Genomic DNA, 22,005 nt, shown 5'->3' on the forward strand with positions numbered 1-22,005 from the left:
CCCGCCCGGGCGGTAACACTCGCGAACGCCGGGGAGTGCGCCGTCGACTTCGGTACTGTGGCACCGGGTCCCCGGCCGCGACCCCGGCGTTCGCGACCGACCCCCCTTCCCCGACCCCGTTCCAGGAGCGCAGCATGACCGAGGAGACCACCGACCGCCAGGAGCCGTTCTTCGCCTTCGACGACGAGCAGGACGAGCAGGACGGGCGCGCCCGCCGGTCGATCGCCTGGAAGCCGACGGCCGTGGGCCTGCTGGGGCTGCTCCTGGGCCTGGTCCTCGCGGTGAGCGCGGCCCTCGCCTGGGACGACTCCCGCAGGCTGGCCGGCTACGCGGACCGGTCGTGGGTGATCTCCGGGCAGTACCAGGACCTCACCAACGACCTGCAGACCAAGACCTGGAACCCCATCTACCGCGGGGTGCTGCCCGCGGACGAGACGGTCACCGAGCAGCCCTTCGACTCGGGCCTCGCCGACCCGCGCGTCCCGGAGGCGGGGGAGGAGATCGTCTTCCGCGGCACGCAGACGGGCTCCGGCGAGGACGACTTCCACCAGGAGGCCGACGCGCTGCTCGCCGTCGAGGACGGCACCCTCCAGGTGGTCGAGACCGCCGAGGCGGGCGAGTTCGGGGACGGCGTCACCGCGGGCACCATCGCGTGGCAGCGCATCCAGGCGGCCCTGCTGCTGCTCGCCGGTCTCGCCGCGGCCGGGGGCGGGGTCTGGTTCGCCCGCCGGCTCTACCGCCGGGAGCACTGACCGGCCGGCCGGCCGCTCGTGCGGCGCAACGGGCCCCCGCCGGACGCACAGCGTCCGGCGGGGGCCCGTTCCCGTCGGTGCCCGGGGCGGGTCAGGGCAGGGCGGGCAGCTCCCGGCGGAGCAGCCACGCGTCGAGCAGACCGTCGACCTCCGCCCACCGGTCCCGGGGCACGAAGCCCCGCAGGTGCTCCCGGAAGCCCTCCGTGCTCACCCACCCGTCCCGGTTGGCGGTGGCCCAGCCGCGCAGCAGCGTGCGGAAGGCGTCCTCGCCCACGGTCTCCCGGATCGCGTGGACGGTGAGGGCGCCCCGGACGTACACCACGTCGTCGAAGAGCCGCACCTGTCCGGGGTCGCCGATGACGAGGTCCTGGCGCATCTTGGACAGGGTCCGGTGCGCCTTCTCCGCGTGCCAGCGGGCAGACCTGTCGCCGGAGGCCTCGGACCAAATCCACTCCGCGTAGGACGCGAACCCCTCGTTGAGCCAGATGTCCTGCCACGCGGAGAGGACCAGGCTGTTGCCGAACCACTGGTGGGCCAGCTCGTGCGCCACGAGCCGCTGCTCCTCCCAGTCCGTGCCCAGCTGGTTCTTGCCGAACACGGAGCACGCGTAGCACTCGAACGGGTCCTCCAGCGACTCGTCGACGACCACCACGGTGTAGCTCGGGAAGGGGTAGGGGCCGAACCAGTCGTTGAACACCTCGATCATCCGGCCCTGCTCCGCGAAGGTCTTCTCCGCCTTCTTGCGCCGCTTCCTGGAGCACACCAGGTACTGGGGGACGCGCGAGCCCGAGAGCTCGTGCCGCTCGTACGGGCCGATCTGCACGGTGGCCAGGTAGGGCGGCAGCGGCACCCGGGACGTGTACACCCAGTGGCGCTCGCCGTCGCGCTCCACCACGGACTCCAGCTCGCCGTGGACCACCACCTCGTAGTCGGCGTCCGCGTGTACGGCGACCCGGTAGGTGGCCTTGTGGGAGGGGTGGTCCACGCACGGGAACCAGGTGGACGAACCGGTGGGCTGCCCGGCGACGAGCACGCCGTCGTCGAGCTCGGCCCAGCCGATCTCGCCCCAGGGCCCGTCCAGGGACTCGGGGTACCCCTCGTAGGCCACGGTGAGCGTGAACGCCTCCCCGGCGGCGACGACGCGCGGCAGGGTCAGCACGAGGCGGCTCCCGCGGTGGTCGGCGCGGACGCGGCGGCCGCCGAGCAGACCGCCGAGTCCGCCGGTGCCGAACCTGACGTCGGTCACGGCGAGCTCGGTGAGGTCCAGCTCGATCCGGTCCGTGTCGTGCAGCGCGCGGCAGGACAGGGTGGCGCGCGCCTCGAGGCCGTTGTCCTCGACGTCGTAGTCGAGGTCCAGGTCGTAGTGCTCCACGGTGGCCGCGCAGCACCCCACGAACGGGGTGTAGGGGTCCCGTGCGCCGTCGGCGCCGAGGAAGCGGTGCATCATCGGTGCGGCGCTCACGGGACCAGCAGCAGCTTGCCCTGGGCGGCGCGGGACTGGAGCAGCTCGTGGGCCTGCCGTGCCCGGTCGAGCGGGAACGTCTCGGCGACGCGGAGGGTCAGCGACCCGTCGAGCACCGCGTCGAACAGCTCGCCCGCGCGCCAGTTCCGCTCCTTCTCGTCGAGCAGGTAGTCGTTGAGCGTGGGGCGGGTGAGGAACAGGGAGCCGTGCTGGGCGAGCCGCTGCGGGTCGAGCGGGGGCACCTGGCCGGAGGAGCCGCCGAAGAGCACCAGCATCCCGCGCCGGCGCAGCGCCCGGAGCGACTCGTCGAAGGTGTCCTTGCCCACCGAGTCGTAGACGACGTCGGCGCCGCGGCCGCCGGTGACCTCCCGGACGTGCTCGGCGAAGCCCTCGTAGCCCACCAGGGCGAAGTCGGCCCCCAGGGATCGCGCGGTCTCCGCCTTGGCCTGCGTGCCCACCAGGGCGACCACCGTGGCCCCGAGCGACTTCAGCAGCTGCACGGCGAGACCTCCGACCCCGCCCGCGCCCGCGGTGACGACGGCGACGTCGCCCTCCTGGACCGGGTACGTCGAGCGGACCAGGTAGTGCGCGGTGAGACCCTGCAGCGGGACGGCCGCGGCGACCTCGTCGGACACGCCGGAGGGCACGCGCAGGGCCTTGTCGGCGTCCACGAGGAAGGCGTCGGCGTAGGTCCGGGACGCCTGCGAGGTGGTGATCCGGTCGCCCAGGGCGAAGTGGCGCACCTCGGAGCCCACGCCCGTCACCACGCCCATGCCCTCGGAGCCCGGGGTGAAGGGGTGCTCCACGGGGTAGACGCCCTCGCGCTGGTACACCTCGATGAAGTTCACCCCCGCCGCGCGGGTCTCGACGAGCAGCTGGCGCGGACCGGGTTCGAGGTCCGGACGCTCGCCGAGGGTCAGGACCTCGGGGCCTCCGGCTCGCTCGACCATGACGCAACGGACCATGACGGGTACCTCCTGGACATCGCGGACGGGAACCCTGCCATGGTAGGCACGGAGTCCCGCCGCGCCCTCCCCGCAGTGGCCGCCCAGGGGTAGCGTGTGCACAAGAGGGGGCACGGGAAAGCCCCCGTAATCATCGAGATTTGCAGACGGGAAGCGTAGATTCGGGGGCAGAGCCGTTCCGGGGGGAGCGCGAGAGCGGCCGTGGTCGATTCGAGCGGGGGGATCCTGACGTGCTCCGACGAGGCGCTCCGCGCCCCGCTCCGCCGGCCCTTCCCCCGTAGCGTGCATAAATATTGAAGACCATGCATAACTTTGAGCTAGAGTGGGTTCTATGACGTTCAGCGCAGCAGTGTCGGGGGCATCCGGCTACGCCGGTGGCGAGGTCCTGAGGATCCTCGCCGGTCACCCGCAGATCGAGATCGGGGCCGTGGGGGCCCATTCCAACGCGGGCCAGCGGCTGGGGGAGCTGCAGCCGCACCTGCACTCCCTCGCCGACCGGGTGCTCGTCGACACCACGGTGGAGAACCTCGCCGGCCACGACGTCGTCTTCCTCGCCCTGCCGCACGGCGCCTCGGCCGCGATCGCCGCGCAGCTGCCGGCGGAGACCGTGGTGATCGACGCCGGCGCCGACCACCGGCTCGACTCCGCCGAGGAGTGGGACCAGTTCTACGGATCCCCGCACGCCGGGACCTGGCCGTACGGGCTGCCGGAGCTCGTCGTGGACGCCGAGGGCACCCGCCAGCGCGAGCAGCTCCGCGGCGCCACCCGCATCGCGGTGCCGGGCTGCTACCCGACCAGTGCCCTGCTCGCCCTGGGCCCCGGCTTCGCGGCCGGTCTCCTGGAGCCGGAGGACGTCGTGATCGTCGCGGCCTCGGGCACCTCCGGGGCCGGCAAGGCCGTCAAGGCGCACCTGCTCGGCTCGGAGGTCATGGGCTCGATGAGCCCGTACGGGGTGGGCGGCGCCCACCGGCACACCCCCGAGATCGAGCAGGGCCTCTCGAAGGCCGCCGGGCGCCGCGTGCGGATCTCCTTCACCCCGACGCTCGCCCCCATGCCGCGGGGCATCCTCACCACCGCCACCGCGCGGGTCCCCGAGGGCGTGACCGCCGGGCAGCTGCGGGAGGCCTGGCAGACCGCCTACGCGGCCGAGCCGTTCGTCACCGTCCTGCCCGAGGGACGGTGGCCCTCGACGAAGTCGGTGGCCGGCTCCAACCACGCCCAGCTCCAGCTCGCCCACGACGCCCGGGCGGGGCGGGTCATCGTCACGTGCGTGATCGACAACCTCGTCAAGGGCACCGCCGGCGGTGCCGTCCAGTCCATGAACCTCGCCCTCGGCCTGCCGGAGGACACCGGCCTGACACTCCAAGGAGTCGCACCGTGAGAACGTACCCCTCCCAGCAGCCCGCCGGCACCCTGCAGGTCGACACCGCCCGCGGCGTGGCCGCCGCTCAGGGCTTCCGTGCCGCCGGCACCGAGGCCGGCTTCAAGGACTCCGGCGGACCGGACCTCGCCCTCGTCGTCAACGACGGGCCCCAGCACCACGTGGGGGCCGTGTACACGACCAACCGGATCACCGCCGCGCCCGTCCAGTGGTCCAAGGCCGCGACCGCGGACGGCCGGGCCGCCGCCGTGGTCCTCAACTCCGGCGGCGCCAACGCCTGCACCGGACCGCAGGGCTTCCAGGCCTCCCACCGGACCGCCGAGCTCGTCGGCGAGGCGCTCGGGGTCGGGGCCGGGGACGTGGTGGTGTGCTCCACCGGGCTGATCGGCATCCAGCTGCCCATGGACGTCATGGAGCGCGGCCTCCCCGGGGTCGTCGAGGCCCTCGGGGACGACGACGCCGCCGGGGCCGCCGCGGCCCGGGCCATCATGACCACCGACTCCGTCTCCAAGCAGGCCGCCTACGTCCGCGACGGGTGGACGGTCGGCGGCATGGCCAAGGGTGCGGGCATGCTCGCCCCGGGGCTGGCCACGATGCTCGTGGTCCTCACGACCGACGCGGAGCTCTCCTCCGACGCCCTGCAGTGGGCGCTCGAGGACGCGGTGAAGGTCACGTTCAACCGCACCGACTCCGACGGCTGCATGTCGACCAACGACACCGTGGTGCTGCTCGGCTCGGGCGCCTCCGGGATCACGCCGGACGAGTTCGAGTTCAGCCAGGCCGTGACCGCGGTGTGCCACTCGCTGGCCCAGCAGCTCATCACGGACGCCGAGGGCGCGTCCCACGACATCGAGATCACCACCGTCAACGCCGCGACCGAGCGGCAGGCGGAGGACGTGAGCCGCTCCGTGGCCCGCTCCAACCTCTTCAAGGCCGCGATCTACGGCAACGACCCCAACTGGGGCCGCGTCCTGTCCGCGGTCGGCACCACCGGCGCCGTGTTCGATCCCGACCGGCTCGACGTCGCCATCAACGGCGTCGTGGTCTGCCGCAACGGCATGATCGGGGACCCGCGCGAGGGCGTGGACCTGGCCGCCGACCGCAGGGTCACCGTCCTGGTCGACCTCAAGGCCGGGGACGCCGACGCCACCGTCTGGACCAACGACCTGACCCACGACTACGTCGAGGAGAACAGCGCCTACTCCAGCTGACCCGCCCGCCCACCAGCACAGCACCGACCCACGGCGCAGGAGAACCATGACCGACCCGAGCGACCCGACCCGCTACGAGACCGCCCAGCTGAAGGCGGGCACCCTGATGGAGGCCCTGCCCTGGATCCAGCGCTACGCCGGGTCCGTGATGGTCTTCAAGTACGGCGGCAACGCCATGGTCTCCGAGCCGCTGCGGCAGGCCTTCGCGGAGGACATGGTGTTCCTGCGCCACGTCGGGATCAAGCCGGTCGTGGTGCACGGCGGCGGCCCCCAGATCAATCGCATGCTGGAGCGGCTGGGCATCGAGTCCGAGTTCCGCGGCGGGCTGCGCGTCACCTCCAAGGAGGCCGTGGACGCCATCCGCATGGTGCTGACCGGGCAGGTCCAGCGGGAGCTCGTCTCCCTGCTCAACGCCACCGGCCCGTACGCCGTCGGGCTCTCGGGGGAGGACGCCGAGCTGTTCCGCGCGGTCCGCCGGGGCACCGTCGTGGACGGCGAGGAGGTGGACCTCGGCCACGTGGGCGAGGTCGTCGGCGTCAACCCCGAGCCCGTCACCCAGCTCCTCGAGGCCGGGCGGATCCCCGTCATCTCCTCCGTGGCGCCGGAGGTCGACGCGCACGGCCGCCCCACGGGGGAGATCCTCAACGTCAACGCGGACACCGCCGCCGCCGCCGTGGCGGTGGCCCTGCGCGCCGAGAAGTTCGTGGCCCTCACCGACGTCGAGGGGCTCTACGCGAACTGGCCGGACAAGGACTCCCTCATCGCGTCCCTGTCCGCCTCGGAGCTGCGCGCGATGCTCCCGAGCCTGCAGGCCGGGATGATCCCCAAGATGGAGGCGGCCCTGCGGGCCGTGGAGGGCGGGGCGCGCCGGGCGTCCATCGTCGACGGGCGAAGCCCGCACACGTGCCTGCTCGAGATCTTCACCGACACCGGCATCGGTACCCAGCTCGTCCCCGACCACGGAGCATCGTCATGACCGCCCAGCACACCGCCTCCCGCTACTCGGCCCAGACCGCCCTGCTCGGCGAGTACGCCGACTCGCTGCTCGGCGTCTTCGGCAGCCCGTCCCTCGTGCTCACCCACGGCAAGGGCGCCGTGGTCACCGACGCCGACGGCCGGGACTACCTCGACCTGCTCGCGGGCATCGCCGTCAACGCCCTCGGCCACGCCCACCCGCGCTGGGTGGAGATCGTCTCCCGCCAGCTCGCCACCCTCGGGCACGTCTCCAACTTCTTCACCTCCCCCCAGCAGATCGCCCTCGCCGGGAAGCTGCTGTCCCTGGCCGGCGCGCCCGCGGGCTCCCACGTCTTCTTCGCGAACTCCGGCACCGAGGCCAACGAAGCCGCCTTCAAGCTCGCCCGCCGCCACGGCCACGAGCACCCCGGCCCGGACGGCCGGCCCCGCGGCACCGTCCTCGCCCTCGAGTCCGCCTTCCACGGCCGCACCATGGGCGCGCTCGCCCTGACCGCCAAGGAGGCCTACCGGGCGCCCTTCGAGCCCCTCCCGGGCGGGGTCCGGCACATCCCCGCGACCGTCGAGGCCCTCGAGGAGCACCTCGACGGGACGGTCGCGGCGCTCATCGTGGAACCCGTCCAGGGCGAGGCCGGCGTGCGCGAGCTGCCCGAGGGCTACCTCCGGGCCGCCCGGGAGCTGACCCGCCGGCACGGCGCGCTGCTCGTCGTGGACGAGGTGCAGACCGGGATGGGCCGCACCGGCCGCTGGTTCGCCTCCTCCGCCGAGCTCACCGGCGACGACCTGCCGGACGCGATCACCCTGGCCAAGGGCCTCGGCGGCGGCTTCCCGATCGGCGCGATGCTGACCGTCGGCCCTGAGGTCTCCGCGCTGCTCGGGGCCGGCCAGCACGGCACCACGTTCGGCGGCAACCCGCCGGCCACCGCCGCGGGCCTCGCCACCGTCACCGTCATCGAGGAGGACGGCCTGCTCGCGCACGCGCGCACCGTGGGCGCCGTGCTCGGCGAGGGGCTGCGCGCGGTCCCCGGGATCGGCGACGTGCGCCAGCACGGACTGCTGATCGGCGCCGACCTCGAGGTCCCCGAGGGGGCCACCGCCCCGTTCGGCCCCGCCGTGGTCGAGGCCGCCCGGGACGCCGGGTTCATCGTCAACGCGACCGGACCCGGGACCCTGCGCCTGGCCCCGCCCCTGATCCTGACCCCCGAGCAGGCGCGCACCTTCCTCGACGCGCTCCCCGAGATCCTGCGCACCGCCGCCGCCGCGGTCACGGCCCCCGCCGCGACCTCGCCCGACTCCCCGCCGAAAGAAGCATGAACCCGTCCATGACCCCCCGCCACTTCCTCGTCGACACCGACCTCTCCCAGCAGGAGCAGACCGAGGTGCTCGAGCTCGCCGCCCGCCTCAAGGCCGACCGCTGGGCCCACCGGCCCTACGCGGGGCCCCAGACCGTGGCCGTGATCTTCGACAAGACGTCGACCCGCACCCGGGTCTCCTTCTCCGCCGGGATCGCCGATCTCGGCGGCAACCCGCTGATGATCAACCCGGGCGAGTCGCAGCTGGGCAAGGAGAGCGTGGCGGACACCGCGCGCGTCTTCTCCCGCATGGCCTCGACCATCGTGTGGCGCACCTACGCCCAGTCCGGGCTGGAGGAGATGGCCGCGGCCGCCACCGTGCCCGTCGTCAACGGGCTCTCCGACGACTACCACCCCTGCCAGATCCTCGCGGACCTGCTGACCGTCCGGGAGCACCGGGGCGGTCTCGCCGGGCTCAGCTTCGCCTACCTGGGGGATGCCGCCAACAACATGGCCCACTCCTACCTGCTGGGCGGGGCCACCGCCGGCATGCACGTGCGCGTCGCCGGCCCGGCGAGCCACCTCCCCGACCCGGCGGTGGTGCGGGCCGCCGAGGAGCGCGCGGAGCAGACCGGAGGATCCGTGCGCGTGACCACCGACCCGGCCGAGGCGCTCGCCGGGGCGGACGTGGTCTGCACCGACACCTGGGTGTCCATGGGCCAGGAGGCGGAGACCGAGGCGCGGACGGAGGTCTTCCGGGCGTACTCCGTGGACGCCGCGGCGATGGCCCAGGCCGCGCCCGGGGCGCTGTTCCTGCACTGCCTGCCCGCCTTCCGCGGCTCCGAGGTCGCGGCCGAGGTCATCGACGGCCCGCAGTCCGTGGTGTGGGACGAGGCGGAGAACCGGCTGCACGCCCAGAAGGCCCTGCTCGTCTGGCTCATGGCGCGCTCCGGGCGCTACGACCTGGGCGCTGCCGACGCCTCCGCCGTCCCCGCATGAGCATCCCCGCCACCAAGACCGCCCGGCAGGCCCGGATCGTGGCCCTCGTGACCGGAGGGGCGATCCACTCGCAGGCCGAGCTGGCCGCCCGGCTGGCCGAGGACGGCGTGCAGGTCACCCAGGCCACGCTCTCCCGCGACCTCGTGGAGCTCGGGGCCGTCCGGGTGCGCGAGGGCTCCGGCGCCCTCGTCTACGCCGTCCCGCAGGCCGGGGCCGACCGCTCGCCCGCCTCCGGGATCACCCAGGAGGTGCTCGACGCGCGCCTGGCCAGCCTGTGCCGCGAGCTGCTGGTCACCGCCGAGGCGAGCGCGAACCTCGTGGTCCTGCGGACCCCGCCGGGGGCCGCCCAGTACTTCGCCTCCGCCATCGACACGTCCGTGCTCCCCGCCGTCCTCGGCACCATCGCCGGCGACGACACCATCATGGTGGTGTGCCGGGCGGCCGACGGCGGCCACGCCGTGGCCCGCCGCTTCCTGGAGCTCGCCGAGTAGAGGTCCCGGCGCCGCCCCGTGCCGGCCGTGCGCCGCGCGCTCAGCGGGCCGCGTACTCCTCCAGGACGGGGACGAGCTCCGTGCGCTCGAAGACCCGGGCGAAGTCCAGGGCGGAGTGGGCGCCGGCCGTCTGCGAGGCCCCGGCCTCGAGCAGGGTCCGCACGATCGTCTCGTTGCCCCGGAAGACCGCGCTCATCAGCGCCGTCTGACCGTTGTCGTTGACCCGGTCCGGGTCCGCCCCGGCCTCGAGCAGCGCCGCGACGGTCTCCTCGCGCTGGTGGTAGGCCGCGAGGACCAGCAGGGTGTCGCCCTTGCCGTTGGTGAGGTTCACGGGGACGCCGGCGCGCACGGCCGGCAGGAGGTTCTCCGTGTCCCCCGTCCGGGCCATCTCGAACAGGGAGAGCACGTAGGCCATCTCCTCCTCGGTCAGCTGGGGGGCCGCGGGGTCCTGCGGCTGGTCGGTCGGCTGGGGGTTCTCGGTCACGGGTGGTCCTTCGCGGTCGGTCGGATGCTGCTCCTGCCGGCCAGTTTATCGGGGGCGGGGACCGCGACACGCACCACCCCCAAGTACCCGGGTCTTGACGTTGCAGTAACCGACTGGCACGCTCGTGTGACACAGCTCACCTCGTGCCCGTTCCTCGCGCCGGTGCCCGTGCACCGGGGATCCGGAGTTCCCCCATGACGAATCTCGCCACCCTGCTCACCGACACGGCCGCGGCCTCCCCGGAGTCCCGGGCGGTGGTCCTCGACGACAAGGTCCTGACCTACGGGGCCCTCGACGACCTGTCCGCGCGGGTCGCGTCGATGCTCGTCGCGGCCGGCGTCGGACAGGGCGACCGGGTGGCCCTGATCCTGCCCAACGTCCCCCACATGCCGATCGCCTACTACGGGATCCTGCGCGCGGGCGGAGTGGTCGTGCCCCTCAACCCCCTCCTCAGCCCCCGGGAGCTGGCGTACCACTTCGACAACGCCGAGGTGTCCCTGGTGCTCGTCTGGGAGGCGATGGCCGAGGCGACCCGCGCCGCGGTCGCGGACCTGGACCGGGACGTCCGAGTGGTCGAGGTCTCGGCCGCCGGCACGCTGCAGGCGCTCGCGGACGTCCCGCCGCGGCCCGGGGTCGCCGAGCGCGACGACGACGAGCCCGCCGTCCTGCTCTACACCTCCGGGACCACGGGCCGGCCCAAGGGCGCCGTCCTGACGCACCACAACCTCCGGGCCAACGCGGCGCTGTCCGCGGGCCTCTTCGACCTGGCGCCCGGGGACGTCATGTTCGGGGCCCTGCCGTTCTTCCACGTCTTCGGCCAGACCGTGGCGCTCAACGGCGTCGTCCACGCGGGGGCGACCGTCACGCTGCTGCCGCGCTTCGACCCGGCCAAGGCGCTGGAGATCCTGGCCCGGGACGAGGTCACGGTCTTCGCCGGGGTGCCGAGCATGTACGTGGCGCTGCTCGCCGCCGCGGACGGCGGGACGGTCGAGCTGCCGCACCTGCGGGCCGGGGTCTCGGGCGGGTCCCCGCTGCCGGTCGAGGTTTTGGAGCGCTTCGAGAAGGTCTTCGGCGCCCCCATCTACGAGGGCTACGGCCTGTCCGAGACCTCCCCGGTGGTGTGCTTCAACCAGAAGGACCGGGGACGCCGCCCGGGCTCGATCGGCACGGTGGTGCAGGGCGCGCAGCTGAAGGTCGTGGACGACCTCGGCGCGGAGGTCCCCGTCGGGGAGATCGGCGAGCTCGTGGTGGCCGGGGAGTACGTGATGGCCGGCTACTGGCGCAACCCCGAGGCGACCGAGGCCGCGATCCGTGACGGCTGGTTCGCCACGGGGGACCTCGCCCGGGTGGACGAGGACGGCTTCTACTACATCGTGGACCGCAAGAAGGACATGGTCCTGCGCGGCGGCTACAACGTCTACCCCCGCGAGGTCGAGGAAGTGATCTACCAGTTCCCCGGCATCGCCGAGGCCGCGGTGGTCGGGGTGCCGGACGAGGCGATGGGCGAGGAGGTCGCCGCCGTCGTCGCCTTCCGCGACGTGCCCGAGGCGGAGCGGGACGCGAAGGTCGACGAGCTGGACGCCTTCGTCCGCGAGCGCGTGGCCAAGTACAAGCACCCGCGCTACTACAAGGTGGTCGACGAGCTGCCGAAGGGCCCGACAGGCAAGATCCTCAAGCGCTCCCTCGACCTCGCGGGCGCCGGGCACCGCGGCTGAGCCCGCACACGGAAGGGGCCGGCCGCTGGACGCGGCCGGCCCCTCCTGCACGGTGGGTCCGACGGGACACCGGGGGAGGCGCCCCGGGCGGGGCGCCTCCCGGACGGGTCAGCTGGACATCATCGCGGGGCTCGCCTGCTGGGGCTCGCGCTCCACGGTGACGTGCTCGTTGGGCACGCAGTGGGTCATGGTGAGACCCGCCACGCTGCGCGGGCCGTTGTTGCCGAGGTTGGCCACGCGCTGCAGCTCCTCCTCGGAGAGACGCTGGGTGGCCAGGGGGCCCAGGTCCTTGACGTCCTCGAGGGAGACGCCGATGCCGTCGCCCACGCGGCGGCCCATCTCGTCCTCGACCATGTAGAAGTGCCAGACCATGCGCTCCTGGATCGGGCGGTCGCACTGGGAGAGCGCGCCGACCAGGTTGTCGATGAGCTCCTCCTTCTCCCACTCCTCCTGGAGCTGGAAGCGCTCGCCGGCCTGCTTGTAGTCGTTGGTCCGCTCGATCCGGGCGCGGGTCAGGCGCGCGCTGATCTCCGGGCCGACCTCGGGCTGGTACCCCTCGGGCTTCGGAGTCTCCTGCACGCCTCCGATGATGGACGGCTCGTAGTTCACGTGCGGGTTCTGGCCCGGGGCGTGGTCCACGGCGTAGGCCATCTGGCCGTCGCGCTGGTTGGTGGCCACCGGCGCCTTCGGCGCGTTGACCGGCAGCTGCAGGTAGTTCGGGCCCACGCGGTAGCGCTGGGTGTCCGAGTAGGAGAAGGTGCGGCCCACGAGCATCTTGTCGTCGGAGAACTCCAGGCCGTCCACCAGCACGCCGGTGCCGAAGGCGATCTGCTCGTTCTCCGCGAAGAAGTTCTGCGGGTTGCGGTTCAGGACCATGCGGCCGACCGGCTTCGGCGGGAACAGCTCCTCCGGCCACACCTTGGTGTCGTCCAGCGGGTCGAAGTCCAGCTCGGGGTGGTCGTGGTCCTCCATGACCTGGACCTGCAGCTCCCACTCGGGGTAGTCGCCGGCCTCGATCGCGTCGTAGAGGTCCTTGGTGTGCGAGCCGAGGGTCTGGGCCTGGATGTTCGCGGCGTCGGCCGAGGTGAGGGACTTCACGCCCTGCTTCGGGATCCAGTGGTACTTCACCAGGAGGGACTCGCCGGCGGCGTTGACCCACTTGTAGGTGTTCACGCCGAAGCCCTGCTGGTGGCGGTAGTCCGCCGGGATCCCGCGCGGGGAGAACAGGATCGTGATCATGTGCATCGCCTCGGGCGACTGGCTGAAGAAGTCGAAGGCGCGGTTGGCCACGCCGGCCTCGAAGTTCACGGGGTCCGGCTTCTGGGAGTGGATGAAGTCGGGGAACTTGATGGCGTCCCGGATGAAGAACACGCCCAGGTTGTTGCCGACGAGGTCCCAGTTGCCCTCCTCCGTGTACATCTTCACGGCGAAGCCGCGCGGGTCGCGGGCCACCTCGGAGGAGTCCCGGCCGCCGGCCACGGTCGAGAACCGCACGGCCACGTCGGTGCGCTTGCCGGCCTCGGCGAAGACCTTGGCGCGGGTGAACTTCGCGATGGGCTCGTCGCCGTAGGCGCCGTAGGCCTCGAAGTAGCCGAAGGCCGTGGTGCCGCGGGCGTGCACCACGCGCTCGGGGATGCGCTCGCGGTCGAAGTGGCTCATCTTCTCGAGGAACGCGTAGTTCTCGAGGGTCGCGGGCCCGCGCGAGCCGATGGTGCGGGTGTTCTGGTTGTCGTGGACCGGGTGGCCCTGACGCGTGGTGAGGGTCTGCTCGGGAACGTTCGTCATGGGGTTCCTCTCGGGGTAGGGACCGGGTGTGCGGGACGGCCGGGGCGCGTGGCCCCCGCCGTGGTGGGGTGCGGTCGGTCGGTCTGGATCACACCCGGTCCCCAGTATGTCGGAAGGGCCGGGCTATTGCTAGCTATTCATAATTGCGGAGTGGCGCACGGCACCTCTGCAGGTCGGAGGGCGGGCGCGGCCCGGCGGGAGAGCGCGCGGGGCGGTCCGCAGAGTATGCATAAATACAAGCCGACGTGTATAGTCATGCACAGAAGGCGGGGCCACGCCGTGGCGCCCGGACCACCGACGAAGGAGAACACCGTGACCGAGCGTGTTGTGCTGGCCTACTCCGGGGGTCTCGACACCTCCGTGGCCATCGGCTGGATCGGCGAGGCGACGGGGGCCGAGGTCATCGCCGTCGCCGTCGACGTGGGGCAGGGCGGCGAGGACCTCGAGACCATCCGCCGGCGCGCCCTCGACTGCGGGGCCGTCGAGGCCTACGTGGCCGACGCCCGCGACGAGTTCGCCGCGGAGTACTGCATGCCGGCGCTGCAGGCGAACGCCCTCTACATGGACGCCTACCCCGTGGTCTCCGCGCTGTCCCGCCCGGTCATCGTCAAGCACCTCGTGGCCGCCGCCAAGCGCTTCGGCGCCTCCACCGTGGCCCACGGCTGCACGGGCAAGGGCAACGACCAGGTCCGCTTCGAGGTGGGCATCCAGACGCTGGGCCCCGAGCTCAAGTGCATCGCCCCGGTCCGCGACCTGGCCCTCACCCGCGACAAGGCCATCAACTACGCCGAGAAGCACCACCTGCCGATCGCCACGACCAAGAAGAACCCCTTCTCGATCGACCAGAACGTCTGGGGCCGGGCCGTGGAGACCGGGTTCCTCGAGGACATCTGGAACGCCCCCACCAAGGACGTCTACGACTACACGGACGACCCCACGTTCCCGCCGCCGGCCGACGAGGTCGTGATCAGCTTCAAGGGCGGCATCCCCGTGGCCCTCGACGGCCAGCCCGTCAGCCCGCTGCAGGCGATCCAGGAGATGAACCGCCGCGCCGGCGCCCAGGGCGTGGGCCGGATCGACATCGTCGAGGACCGGCTCGTGGGCATCAAGTCCCGCGAGGTCTACGAGGCCCCCGGCGCCATGGCCCTGATCGCCGCGCACCGGGAGCTGGAGAACGTGACGGTCGAGCGCGAGCAGGCCCGCTTCAAGCGGATGGCCACCCAGCGCTGGACCGAGCTCGTCTACGACGGCCAGTGGTTCTCCCCGCTCAAGCAGTCCCTCGACGCGTTCATCCAGGACACCCAGAAGTACGTGGACGGCGACATCCGGATGACCCTGCACGCCGGCCAGGCCACGGTCACCGGCCGCCGCTCGAACACCTCCCTGTACGACTTCAACCTCGCCACCTACGACGAGGGCGACGCGTTCGACCAGTCCCAGGCCCGCGGGTTCATCGAGCTGTTCGGCATGTCCTCGAAGGTCGCGGCGTCCCGCGAGCAGCGGATCGCGGCCGAGGGCAAGTAGCCCCCGAGCACGTAGGCTCGTCCCCAGCAGGAACGGGCACGACGACGGAGGGCCCCATCCCGGCGGTGGGGCCCTCCGCCCACGCCCGGCCGACCCGACCCCGGCGGCCCCGGCCCCGGCGGAACCCACGAGGAGAGACATGGCGCAGCAGGACAAGCACGGCACCAACGAGGGCGCGCTCTGGGGCGGGCGCTTCGCCGGGGGACCGGCCGACGCCCTCGCGGCGCTGAGCCGGTCGACGCACTTCGACTGGCGCCTGGCCCCCTACGACATCGCGGGCTCCCGGGCCCACGCCCGGGTCCTGCGCACCGCGGGGCTGCTGACCGACGACGAGCTCGGGGGCATGCTCGACGCCCTCGACCGGCTCGAGGCCGACGTCCGCTCCGGGGCCTACGCGCCGGCCCCCTCCGACGAGGACGTCCACGGCTCCCTCGAGAGGGGCCTCATCGAGCGGGCCGGGCCCGAGCTCGGCGGCAAGCTGCGCGCCGGCCGGTCCCGCAACGACCAGATCGCGACCCTCGGGCGGATGTACCTGCGCGACCACGCCGCGATCATCGCCCGCAACGTGCTCGACGTCGTGCAGGCTCTCCTGGACCAGGCGAAGGCCCACCCGGAGGCCCCGATGCCCGGGCGCACCCACCTCCAGCACGCCCAGCCGGTGCTGCTGTCCCACCACCTGCTCGCCCACGCGTGGGCGATGCTGCGGGACGTGCAGCGCCTCGTGGACTGGGACGCCCGCGCCGCGGTCTCCCCGTACGGCTCGGGGGCGCTCGCCGGGTCCTCGCTCGGACTGGACCCGGGGGCCGTCGCCGCCGAGCTGGGCTTCGACTCCGCCGTGCACAACTCCATCGACGGCACCGCGGCCCGGGACGTCTACGCCGAGTTCTCCTGGATCACCGCGATGATCGCCGTGGACATGTCCCGGATCTCCGAGGAGATCACCACGTGGGCCACCAAGGAGTTCTCCTTCGTCACCCTCGACGACGCCTTCTCCACCGGGTCCTCGATCATGCCGCAGAAGAAGAACCCGGACATCGCCGAGCTCGCCCGCGGCAAGGCCGGCCGGCTGATCGGCGACCTCACCGGGCTGCTGGCCACGCTCAAGGGCCTGCCGCTGGCCTACAACCGGGACCTCCAGGAGGACAAGGAGCCCGTCTTCGACGCGATCGACCAGCTCGAGGTGCTGCTGCCCGCGGTCGCGGGGATGATCGCCACCCTCGACTTCAACACCGGGCGGATGGCCGAGCTCGCCCCGCAGGGCTTCGCCCTCGCCACGGACGTGGCCGAGTGGCTCGTGCGCCAGGGCGTGCCCTTCCGGGACGCGCACGAGGTCGCCGGGGACGCGGTGCGCGTCTGCGAGCAGCGCGGGATCGAGCTGTGGGACCTCTCCGACGAGGACTTCGCCGCGATCTCCGACCGGCTCACCCCCGGCGTGCGCGAGGTGCTCACCGTGGCGGGTTCGCTGGCCTCGCGCAGCGCCCAGGGCGGCACGGCGCCGTCGGCCGTGGCCGCGCAGATCGGCGAGCTCGAGCGCCAGGTGGCCGAGGCCGCGGAGTTCTCGCGGCGGGCGCCGATCGTCGCGGGATGAGCGTGAACGGGCCCGCCGCCGGGCCGGCGCTGCTCGAGCTGCTGTCCCGGCCGGCTCCCGAGGTGGCCCCCCGGCTGCTCGGGAGCCTGTTCGGCCACCGGACCGCCGAGGGCTCCGTGGTCCTGCGGATCACGGAGGTCGAGGCCTACGGCGGGCCGGACGGCTCCGACCTGCCGGACCCGGGGGCGCACACGTGGCGCGGGCGGACGGCGCGCAACGCCTCGATGTTCGGTCCGCCGGGCCACGTCTACGTGTACTTCACCTACGGCATGCACCACGCCGTGAACCTGGTCTGCCGTCCCGAGGGCACCGCAGGCGGATGCCTGCTCCGCGCGGGCGAGGTCGTGGAGGGCGTGCCGCTGGCCCGCGCCCGCCGGGCCGCCGGACGCTCCGGCCCGGTGCCCGACGCCGCGCTGGCCCGCGGCCCGGGCAACCTCGCCAAGGCCCTGGGCATCGACCTGGCCCACGACGGCGCCCCGCTCACCGCGGGGGACGCCGCGGCGCCGGGCTTCTTCCTGCGGCTGCCCGGCCCGGGGGACGCCCCCGCCGCCGGCCGCGGGCCGCGCACGGGGGTGTCCGGGCCCGGCGGCACCCCCGAGTTCCCCTGGCGCTGGTGGTTGCCCGGCGAGGCTTCCGTCTCCCCGTACCGCGCCGCGGTCCCGCGCCGGCGCCGCTGAGTCCGCGGGACCCGGGCGGATAGCATGAGCGGTGTGACTGAATCCGTTGAGCAGATGATCGAGCGCCTGTGCGTGAAGATCCCCGACTACCCGGAGCCGGGGGTCCTCTTCCGCGACCTGACGCCCCTGTTCGCGGACGGTCCCGGCTTCCGGCGTACCGTCGACGCCCTGGCCGACGCCTTCCGCGGCCAGTTCGACCACGTGGCCGGCGTCGAGGCCCGGGGCTTCCTCATGGCGGGGGCCGTGGCCTACGCGACGGGCGTGGGCCTCATCCCGGTGCGCAAGGCCGGGAAGCTGCCCCGGGAGACCTTCCGCGAGGAGTACGTGCTGGAGTACGGCTCGGCGGTGCTGGAGATCCATACCGACGACGTCCCGCGCGGGGCCCGCGTGCTCGTGCTCGACGACATCCTCGCGACCGGCGGCACCCTCGGGGCCACGGCGCAGCTGCTGCACCGGGCCGGGCTGCACGTCGCCGGGTTCGGGCTGATCATGGAGCTGACCGACCTGCGGGGCCGCAGCCAGCTCGGCGGCCACCGGGTGCGGGCACTGTACCGGGTCTGACCAGGGGCGGAGCACCCCGGCGAAGCACTGTGACGCACCGCGCCGCCGGATCGCCGTCGGAACGCCCGCGGACCGGTAGAATCGATGGTCTGTTCGATCCGGAACGAGGTGTCCACCCATGGCAGAGACCGTCGCCACGATGGCGGCCGAGCAACTTGCTGTCGAACGCGCGTACGTCGCGATGCTCTACGACCGGCTCGACGAGCTGCGGGCCGAGAAGACCGCCGAGCTCGCGGCCGTGCGCCGCAGCGAGTCCTTCGGCAACCACCAGAACCGCGCGGAGCGTGACGCGTTCGCCTCCCACTACGAGGACCGGCTCGCCCAGCTCGAGGCCGTGGACCACCGGCTCGTCTTCGGCCGCCTGGACGGCCAGGACGGCGACCGCCGCTACGTCGGGCGCATCGGCCTGGCCACTGCGGACCACCAGCGGCTCATGGTGGACTGGCGCGCCCGCGAGGCTGCCGCCTTCTACCAGGCCACCGCGCAGAACCCCATGGGCATCCGGCGCCGCCGCCACCTCATCCTGGAGGGCCGCGACGTCGCCGCCCTCGAGGACGACGTCCTCGACCCGGACATGCTCGAGGACGAGGGCGTGCTCCACGGCGAGGGCGCCCTGCTCGCGGCGCTGAACCAGAAGCGCACCGGACGGATGTCGGACATCGTCGCGACCATCCAGGCCGAGCAGGACAAGATCATCCGCGCCCCGCTGCCCGGCGTCCGCGTGGTGCAGGGCGGGCCCGGCACCGGCAAGACCGCCGTGGCGCTGCACCGGGCGGCGTACCTGCTCTACGAGCACCGGGAGCGGCTGCGCAAGGCGGGAGTGCTGATCGTCGGCCCGTCGTCGTCGTTCATGTGGTACATCGAACGGGTGCTGCCGGCGCTCGGGGAGACCGGCGTCGTGATGTCCTCCCTGTCCGAGCTGTTCCCCGGCGTGGCGGCCGTTCCCGAGCGCGACCCCCAGACCGCCCGGCTCAAGTCCGGCCTCGACATGGCCGAGGTCGTGGCCCGCGCCGTGCGGGACCGGCAGAAGGTCCCGGCGGCGGACCAGGTCCTGCGCGTCGACTCCCACCGCGTGACGCTGACCCCGCGCATCGTCAAGCGTGCCCGGGACAAGGCCCGTGCCACGGGGAAGCCGCACAATGAGGCGCGCAACACGTTCGTGAAGATCGCCCTGCGCGAGCTCACCGAGCAGCTCGGCGAGCACCTCAACACCACCAGCGGCAATGTCATGGACCGCTCCTACCTCGCGGAGGACATCCGGCAGTCCCGGGACGTGCGGATCGCGCTCAACCTCGCGTGGATGCCGCTGTCGCCCCAGACCCTCGTCGCGCAGCTGTTCAGCAAGCGGCACTACCTCGAGTCCGCAGCCCCGCACCTGAGCGCCGCCCAGGTCGAGGCCCTGCTGCGCCCGGCCGACGCCCCCTTCACCGTGGCCGACGTGCCGCTGCTGGACGAGGCCGCCGAGCTGCTGGGCGACCTCGACGAGGCCGGGGTGCGCCGGCGGGCCGAGGCGGACCGGGAGCACCGCAAGGCCACGGACAACGCCGAGCACGCGCTGGCGAACATGCACCAGAGCCTCGAGGACGTCGGCGCGGACGGCATCGTGACCGCGGCCCAGCTCACGGACTTCAACGCGGTCACCCAGCACCGGATGACCGCCGCCGAGGCCGCGACCGCGGACCGCACGTGGGCCTACGGGCACGTCGTGGTCGACGAGGCCCAGGAGCTCTCGCCGATGCAGTGGCGCGTGCTCATGCGCCGGTGCCCCATGAAGTCGTTCACCGTGGTCGGCGACATCGCCCAGGCGGGCTCGGCCACCGCCGCCCGCAGCTGGCAGGACGCCCTCGAGCCCTTCGTGGGGGAGCGGTTCGTCCTCGACGAGCTCACGGTCAACTACCGCACCCCCGCCGAGATCGCCGAGGCCGCGGTCGACGTCGCCCGGGCCGCCGGCCTGGACATCTCCGCCCCGCGGGCCGTCCGCGAGGGCGAGCCGCCGATCGTGCAGCGGGTCGGCGCCGCGGACGTGGTCGAGGGCGTCCTCGAGCAGGTGCGCACCGAGCTCGACCTGGTCAGCGGCGGGCTCGTGGCCGTGGTCGTGCCCGAGGACCGCGTGCAGGAGATCGGCACGGCGCTCGCCGGGGCCCTGCCGGGGCTCGTGGGTGCCGGGGTCCGCCGGCTGGACCGGCAGGTCGTGGTGCTCTCCGCGTGGGACGCCAAGGGACTGGAGTTCGACTCGGTGGTGGTCGTCGAGCCGCAGGCGCTCGTCGAGGAGGTCGGCGGCGGGGTCGGCAACCTGTACGTGGCCATGACCCGGCCCACCCAGCGGCTGCGCGTCGTCGCCGCCCGGCCGCTGCCGGCCGGCCTCGACCGGTTCTGACCCCGGGCCGCCGGAGGCACCGGGACGCGGAGGGGAACCCCCTCCGCGTCCTGGTACCTTGGAAGCCGTGTCGAACGCAATAGACCTGGACCTCCAGCACAACGATCCGTCCTTCGCCAACGTGTGGCAGGAGCTGCAGTGGCGCGGCCTCGTGCACGTGTCGACCGACGAGGCGGCCCTCGAGCGGTCGCTCGCGGAGGAGAAGGTCACCTACTACTGCGGCTTCGACCCCACCGCGGCGTCCCTGCACCTCGGGCACCTGGTGCAGCTGCTGCTGATGCGCCGGCTCCAGCTCGCCGGCCACCACCCGATCGGGCTCGTGGGCGGGTCCACCGGTCTGATCGGGGACCCGCGGCAGAGCTCCGAGCGGGTCCTGAACTCCCGGGAGACCGTCGCGCAGTGGGTGGACCTGCTGCGCGCCCAGGTCGAGCGCTTCCTCTCCTTCGAGGGCGAGAACCGGGCCGTGATGGTCAACAACCTGGACTGGACCTCCCAGCTCTCCGCCATCGACTTCCTCCGCGACATCGGCAAGCACTTCCGTGTCGGCACGATGATCAAGAAGGACATCGTGGCCAAGCGGCTGCACTCGGAGGAGGGGATCTCCTACACCGAGTTCAGCTACCAGATCCTGCAGGGACTGGACTACCTGAACCTCTACCGCGACCACGGGTGCACCCTGCAGACCGGGGGCTCCGACCAGTGGGGGAACCTGACCTCCGGAACCGACCTGATCCGCAAGGTCGAGGGCGTGTCCGTGCACGCCGTCGGCACCCCGCTGATCACCAACTCGGACGGCACGAAGTTCGGCAAGTCCGAGGGCAACGCGGTGTGGCTGGACCCTGAGCTCACCTCGCCCTACGCCTTCTACCAGTTCTGGCTCAACACGGCCGACGCGGACGTGGTCGACCGGCTCAAGGTCTTCACCTTCAAAACCCGGGCCGAGATCGAGGAGCTGGCACGTTCCGTGGAGGAGGAGCCCTACAAGCGGCAGGCCCAGAAGGTCCTCGCCTGGGAGGTCAACTCGCTGGTGCACGGGGAGGAGGCGACCGAGAAGGCGATCGCGGCCTCGGCCGCCGTCTTCGGGCGGGGCGAGCTCACGGAGCTCGACGCCGAGACCCTGGACTCGGTCGCCCGGGAGCTGCCCGGTGCGAGCGTGTCCTCCGGAGCGCTGCAGGTCGCCGACCTCCTCGTGGCCACCGGGCTGTCCGAGTCGAAGTCCGCCGCGCGCCGGACCCTCAAGGAGGGCGGGGCGTACGTCAACAACGAGAAGGTCGTCGGCGAGGACGCCGAGCTCGGGCCCGACCAGCTCCTGCACGGCCGGTGGGCGCTGCTGCGCCGCGGCAAGAAGCATCTCGCCGCCGTCACCGTGGAGGCCTGATCCGGGCCCGATCCGCCCACCACCCCCGTCCGGGAGCCGAGCTTGCAGGCCCCTGGGCGGGGGTGTAGTGTTCATCGAGTCGTCAGGCAGGGCCGAGAGGCCGGCGGGCGACGACACCGCAAAGAGCAGCAGGACCGAGAGGTGCTGCCTAGTTCATGCGGGAGCGACCGTTCAGGTCGGTCCGAACCCGGAACAACGCAAGTTGACACGCCGAGAACGGACTGCGTAGGATGGTCGAGCTGCCTGAGGCGGGAACGAAGTTCCGACGCGGAGGGCACCGAAAATTCCAACACGGTTTCCGGGTGTGGTGCCTGGTTGCTGGTCTGTTGTTTGAGAACTCAATAGTGTGCCATGTTTGTTGATACCGGATGTTTTATTCGGTTGATTGGTT

Annotated in this window: 18 protein-coding genes; 14 read left to right on the forward strand and 4 right to left on the reverse strand. The window is 72.7% G+C overall.

What is annotated here, in order from left to right; all coding sequences use genetic code 11:
• Positions 1-134 precede the first annotated feature (134 nt).
• Positions 135-752, forward strand: coding sequence for a hypothetical protein (locus tag RF644_RS15385; protein WP_368797134.1), 618 nt, complete (start codon positions 135-137; stop codon positions 750-752).
• 91 nt (positions 753-843) lie between these two features.
• Here the strand turns inward: RF644_RS15385 and RF644_RS15390 are convergent, their stop codons facing one another.
• Positions 844-2,214 carry a M1 family metallopeptidase gene (locus tag RF644_RS15390; protein ID WP_368797135.1) on the reverse strand — a complete coding sequence of 457 codons (1,371 nt, stop codon included), beginning with the start codon at positions 2,212-2,214 and terminating at the stop codon, positions 844-846.
• Positions 2,211-3,179, reverse strand: coding sequence for a quinone oxidoreductase (locus RF644_RS15395; protein WP_035929620.1), 969 nt, complete (start codon positions 3,177-3,179; stop codon positions 2,211-2,213). Before RF644_RS15395 ends, RF644_RS15390 begins: the two co-directional genes overlap by 4 nt.
• 331 nt (positions 3,180-3,510) lie before the next feature.
• Here RF644_RS15395 and argC point away from each other — a divergent pair, with 331 nt between their 5' ends.
• Genes argC through RF644_RS15425 form a run of 6 tightly spaced genes read left to right on the forward strand, consistent with a single transcriptional unit; the run spans position 3,511 to position 9,525 of the window.
• Positions 3,511-4,560, forward strand: coding sequence for an N-acetyl-gamma-glutamyl-phosphate reductase (gene argC, locus RF644_RS15400; RefSeq protein WP_368797136.1), 1,050 nt, complete (start codon positions 3,511-3,513; stop codon positions 4,558-4,560).
• Positions 4,557-5,771: a bifunctional glutamate N-acetyltransferase/amino-acid acetyltransferase ArgJ gene (gene argJ, locus RF644_RS15405; RefSeq protein WP_368797137.1), complete on the forward strand. Its 1,215-nt coding sequence runs from the start codon at positions 4,557-4,559 to the stop codon at positions 5,769-5,771. The genes argC and argJ overlap by 4 nt, the downstream gene beginning before the upstream one ends.
• 46 nt (positions 5,772-5,817) lie before the next feature.
• The gene (gene argB / locus RF644_RS15410; protein WP_368797138.1) at positions 5,818-6,747 is read left to right on the forward strand and encodes an acetylglutamate kinase; all 930 of its coding nucleotides are present in this window, start codon (positions 5,818-5,820) and stop codon (positions 6,745-6,747) included.
• Positions 6,744-8,057 carry an acetylornithine transaminase gene (locus RF644_RS15415; protein ID WP_368797139.1) on the forward strand — a complete coding sequence of 438 codons (1,314 nt, stop codon included), beginning with the start codon at positions 6,744-6,746 and terminating at the stop codon, positions 8,055-8,057. The genes argB and RF644_RS15415 overlap by 4 nt, the downstream gene beginning before the upstream one ends.
• Positions 8,054-9,034: an ornithine carbamoyltransferase gene (argF, locus tag RF644_RS15420; RefSeq protein ID WP_368797140.1), complete on the forward strand. Its 981-nt coding sequence runs from the start codon at positions 8,054-8,056 to the stop codon at positions 9,032-9,034. Before RF644_RS15415 ends, argF begins: the two co-directional genes overlap by 4 nt.
• Positions 9,031-9,525, forward strand: coding sequence for an arginine repressor (locus tag RF644_RS15425; protein ID WP_017832876.1), 495 nt, complete (start codon positions 9,031-9,033; stop codon positions 9,523-9,525). Before argF ends, RF644_RS15425 begins: the two co-directional genes overlap by 4 nt.
• 40 nt (positions 9,526-9,565) lie before the next feature.
• Here the strand turns inward: RF644_RS15425 and RF644_RS15430 are convergent, their stop codons facing one another.
• Positions 9,566-10,009: an ankyrin repeat domain-containing protein gene (locus tag RF644_RS15430; protein WP_368797141.1), complete on the reverse strand. Its 444-nt coding sequence runs from the start codon at positions 10,007-10,009 to the stop codon at positions 9,566-9,568.
• Between the two features lie 194 nt (positions 10,010-10,203).
• Here RF644_RS15430 and RF644_RS15435 point away from each other — a divergent pair, with 194 nt between their 5' ends.
• Positions 10,204-11,724, forward strand: a complete 1,521-nt coding sequence (locus RF644_RS15435) for a long-chain fatty acid--CoA ligase (protein WP_368797142.1) — start codon at positions 10,204-10,206, stop codon at positions 11,722-11,724.
• Between the two features lie 108 nt (positions 11,725-11,832).
• Here the strand turns inward: RF644_RS15435 and RF644_RS15440 are convergent, their stop codons facing one another.
• Positions 11,833-13,509: a catalase gene (locus tag RF644_RS15440; RefSeq protein WP_368797143.1), complete on the reverse strand. Its 1,677-nt coding sequence runs from the start codon at positions 13,507-13,509 to the stop codon at positions 11,833-11,835.
• Positions 13,510-13,821: 312 nt separating this feature from the next.
• Between RF644_RS15440 and RF644_RS15445 the strand changes: the two genes are divergently transcribed.
• From RF644_RS15445 to tyrS, 6 genes are all read left to right on the forward strand, one after another.
• The gene (locus RF644_RS15445) at positions 13,822-15,033 is read left to right on the forward strand and encodes an argininosuccinate synthase (RefSeq protein WP_031282696.1); all 1,212 of its coding nucleotides are present in this window, start codon (positions 13,822-13,824) and stop codon (positions 15,031-15,033) included.
• Positions 15,034-15,172: 139 nt separating this feature from the next.
• Entirely contained in the window at positions 15,173-16,621 is a 1,449-nt protein-coding gene (gene argH, locus RF644_RS15450; RefSeq protein ID WP_368797144.1) for an argininosuccinate lyase, read from the forward strand.
• On the forward strand, positions 16,618-17,298 hold the full coding sequence (locus tag RF644_RS15455) for a DNA-3-methyladenine glycosylase (protein WP_368797145.1): 681 nt from the start codon (positions 16,618-16,620) through the stop codon (positions 17,296-17,298). The genes argH and RF644_RS15455 overlap by 4 nt, the downstream gene beginning before the upstream one ends.
• Before the next feature lie 24 nt (positions 17,299-17,322).
• Positions 17,323-17,859 (forward strand): adenine phosphoribosyltransferase, encoded by a 537-nt coding sequence (locus RF644_RS15460; RefSeq protein WP_031282693.1) that lies wholly within the window; start codon positions 17,323-17,325, stop codon positions 17,857-17,859.
• Between the two features lie 118 nt (positions 17,860-17,977).
• Positions 17,978-20,236 carry a UvrD-helicase domain-containing protein gene (locus RF644_RS15465; RefSeq protein WP_368797146.1) on the forward strand — a complete coding sequence of 753 codons (2,259 nt, stop codon included), beginning with the start codon at positions 17,978-17,980 and terminating at the stop codon, positions 20,234-20,236.
• A gap of 67 nt (positions 20,237-20,303) precedes the next feature.
• Positions 20,304-21,614, forward strand: a complete 1,311-nt coding sequence (tyrS, locus tag RF644_RS15470) for a tyrosine--tRNA ligase (RefSeq protein ID WP_368797147.1) — start codon at positions 20,304-20,306, stop codon at positions 21,612-21,614.
• Positions 21,615-22,005 lie beyond the last annotated feature (391 nt).

The organism is Kocuria sp. CPCC 205258, assembly GCF_040981005.1.
GTDB classification, from domain to species: domain Bacteria; phylum Actinomycetota; class Actinomycetes; order Actinomycetales; family Micrococcaceae; genus Kocuria; species Kocuria rosea.

Excerpts from the sequence above, each read along its gene's own strand:
- RF644_RS15440 (WP_368797143.1), bottom strand. The coding sequence starts at position 13,509 with ATGACGAACGTTCCCGAGCAGACCCTCACCACGCGTCAGGGCCACCCG.
- argH (WP_368797144.1), top strand. The coding sequence starts at position 15,173 with ATGGCGCAGCAGGACAAGCACGGCACCAACGAGGGCGCGCTCTGGGGC.
- RF644_RS15455 (WP_368797145.1), top strand. The coding sequence starts at position 16,618 with ATGAGCGTGAACGGGCCCGCCGCCGGGCCGGCGCTGCTCGAGCTGCTG.
- RF644_RS15460 (WP_031282693.1), top strand. The coding sequence starts at position 17,323 with ATGAGCGGTGTGACTGAATCCGTTGAGCAGATGATCGAGCGCCTGTGC.
- argF (WP_368797140.1), top strand. The coding sequence starts at position 8,054 with ATGAACCCGTCCATGACCCCCCGCCACTTCCTCGTCGACACCGACCTC.
- RF644_RS15465 (WP_368797146.1), top strand. The coding sequence starts at position 17,978 with ATGGCAGAGACCGTCGCCACGATGGCGGCCGAGCAACTTGCTGTCGAA.
- argC (WP_368797136.1), top strand. The coding sequence starts at position 3,511 with ATGACGTTCAGCGCAGCAGTGTCGGGGGCATCCGGCTACGCCGGTGGC.
- RF644_RS15415 (WP_368797139.1), top strand. The coding sequence starts at position 6,744 with ATGACCGCCCAGCACACCGCCTCCCGCTACTCGGCCCAGACCGCCCTG.
- RF644_RS15435 (WP_368797142.1), top strand. The coding sequence starts at position 10,204 with ATGACGAATCTCGCCACCCTGCTCACCGACACGGCCGCGGCCTCCCCG.
- RF644_RS15395 (WP_035929620.1), bottom strand. The coding sequence starts at position 3,179 with ATGGTCCGTTGCGTCATGGTCGAGCGAGCCGGAGGCCCCGAGGTCCTG.
- RF644_RS15425 (WP_017832876.1), top strand. The coding sequence starts at position 9,031 with ATGAGCATCCCCGCCACCAAGACCGCCCGGCAGGCCCGGATCGTGGCC.
- argB (WP_368797138.1), top strand. The coding sequence starts at position 5,818 with ATGACCGACCCGAGCGACCCGACCCGCTACGAGACCGCCCAGCTGAAG.
- RF644_RS15385 (WP_368797134.1), top strand. The coding sequence starts at position 135 with ATGACCGAGGAGACCACCGACCGCCAGGAGCCGTTCTTCGCCTTCGAC.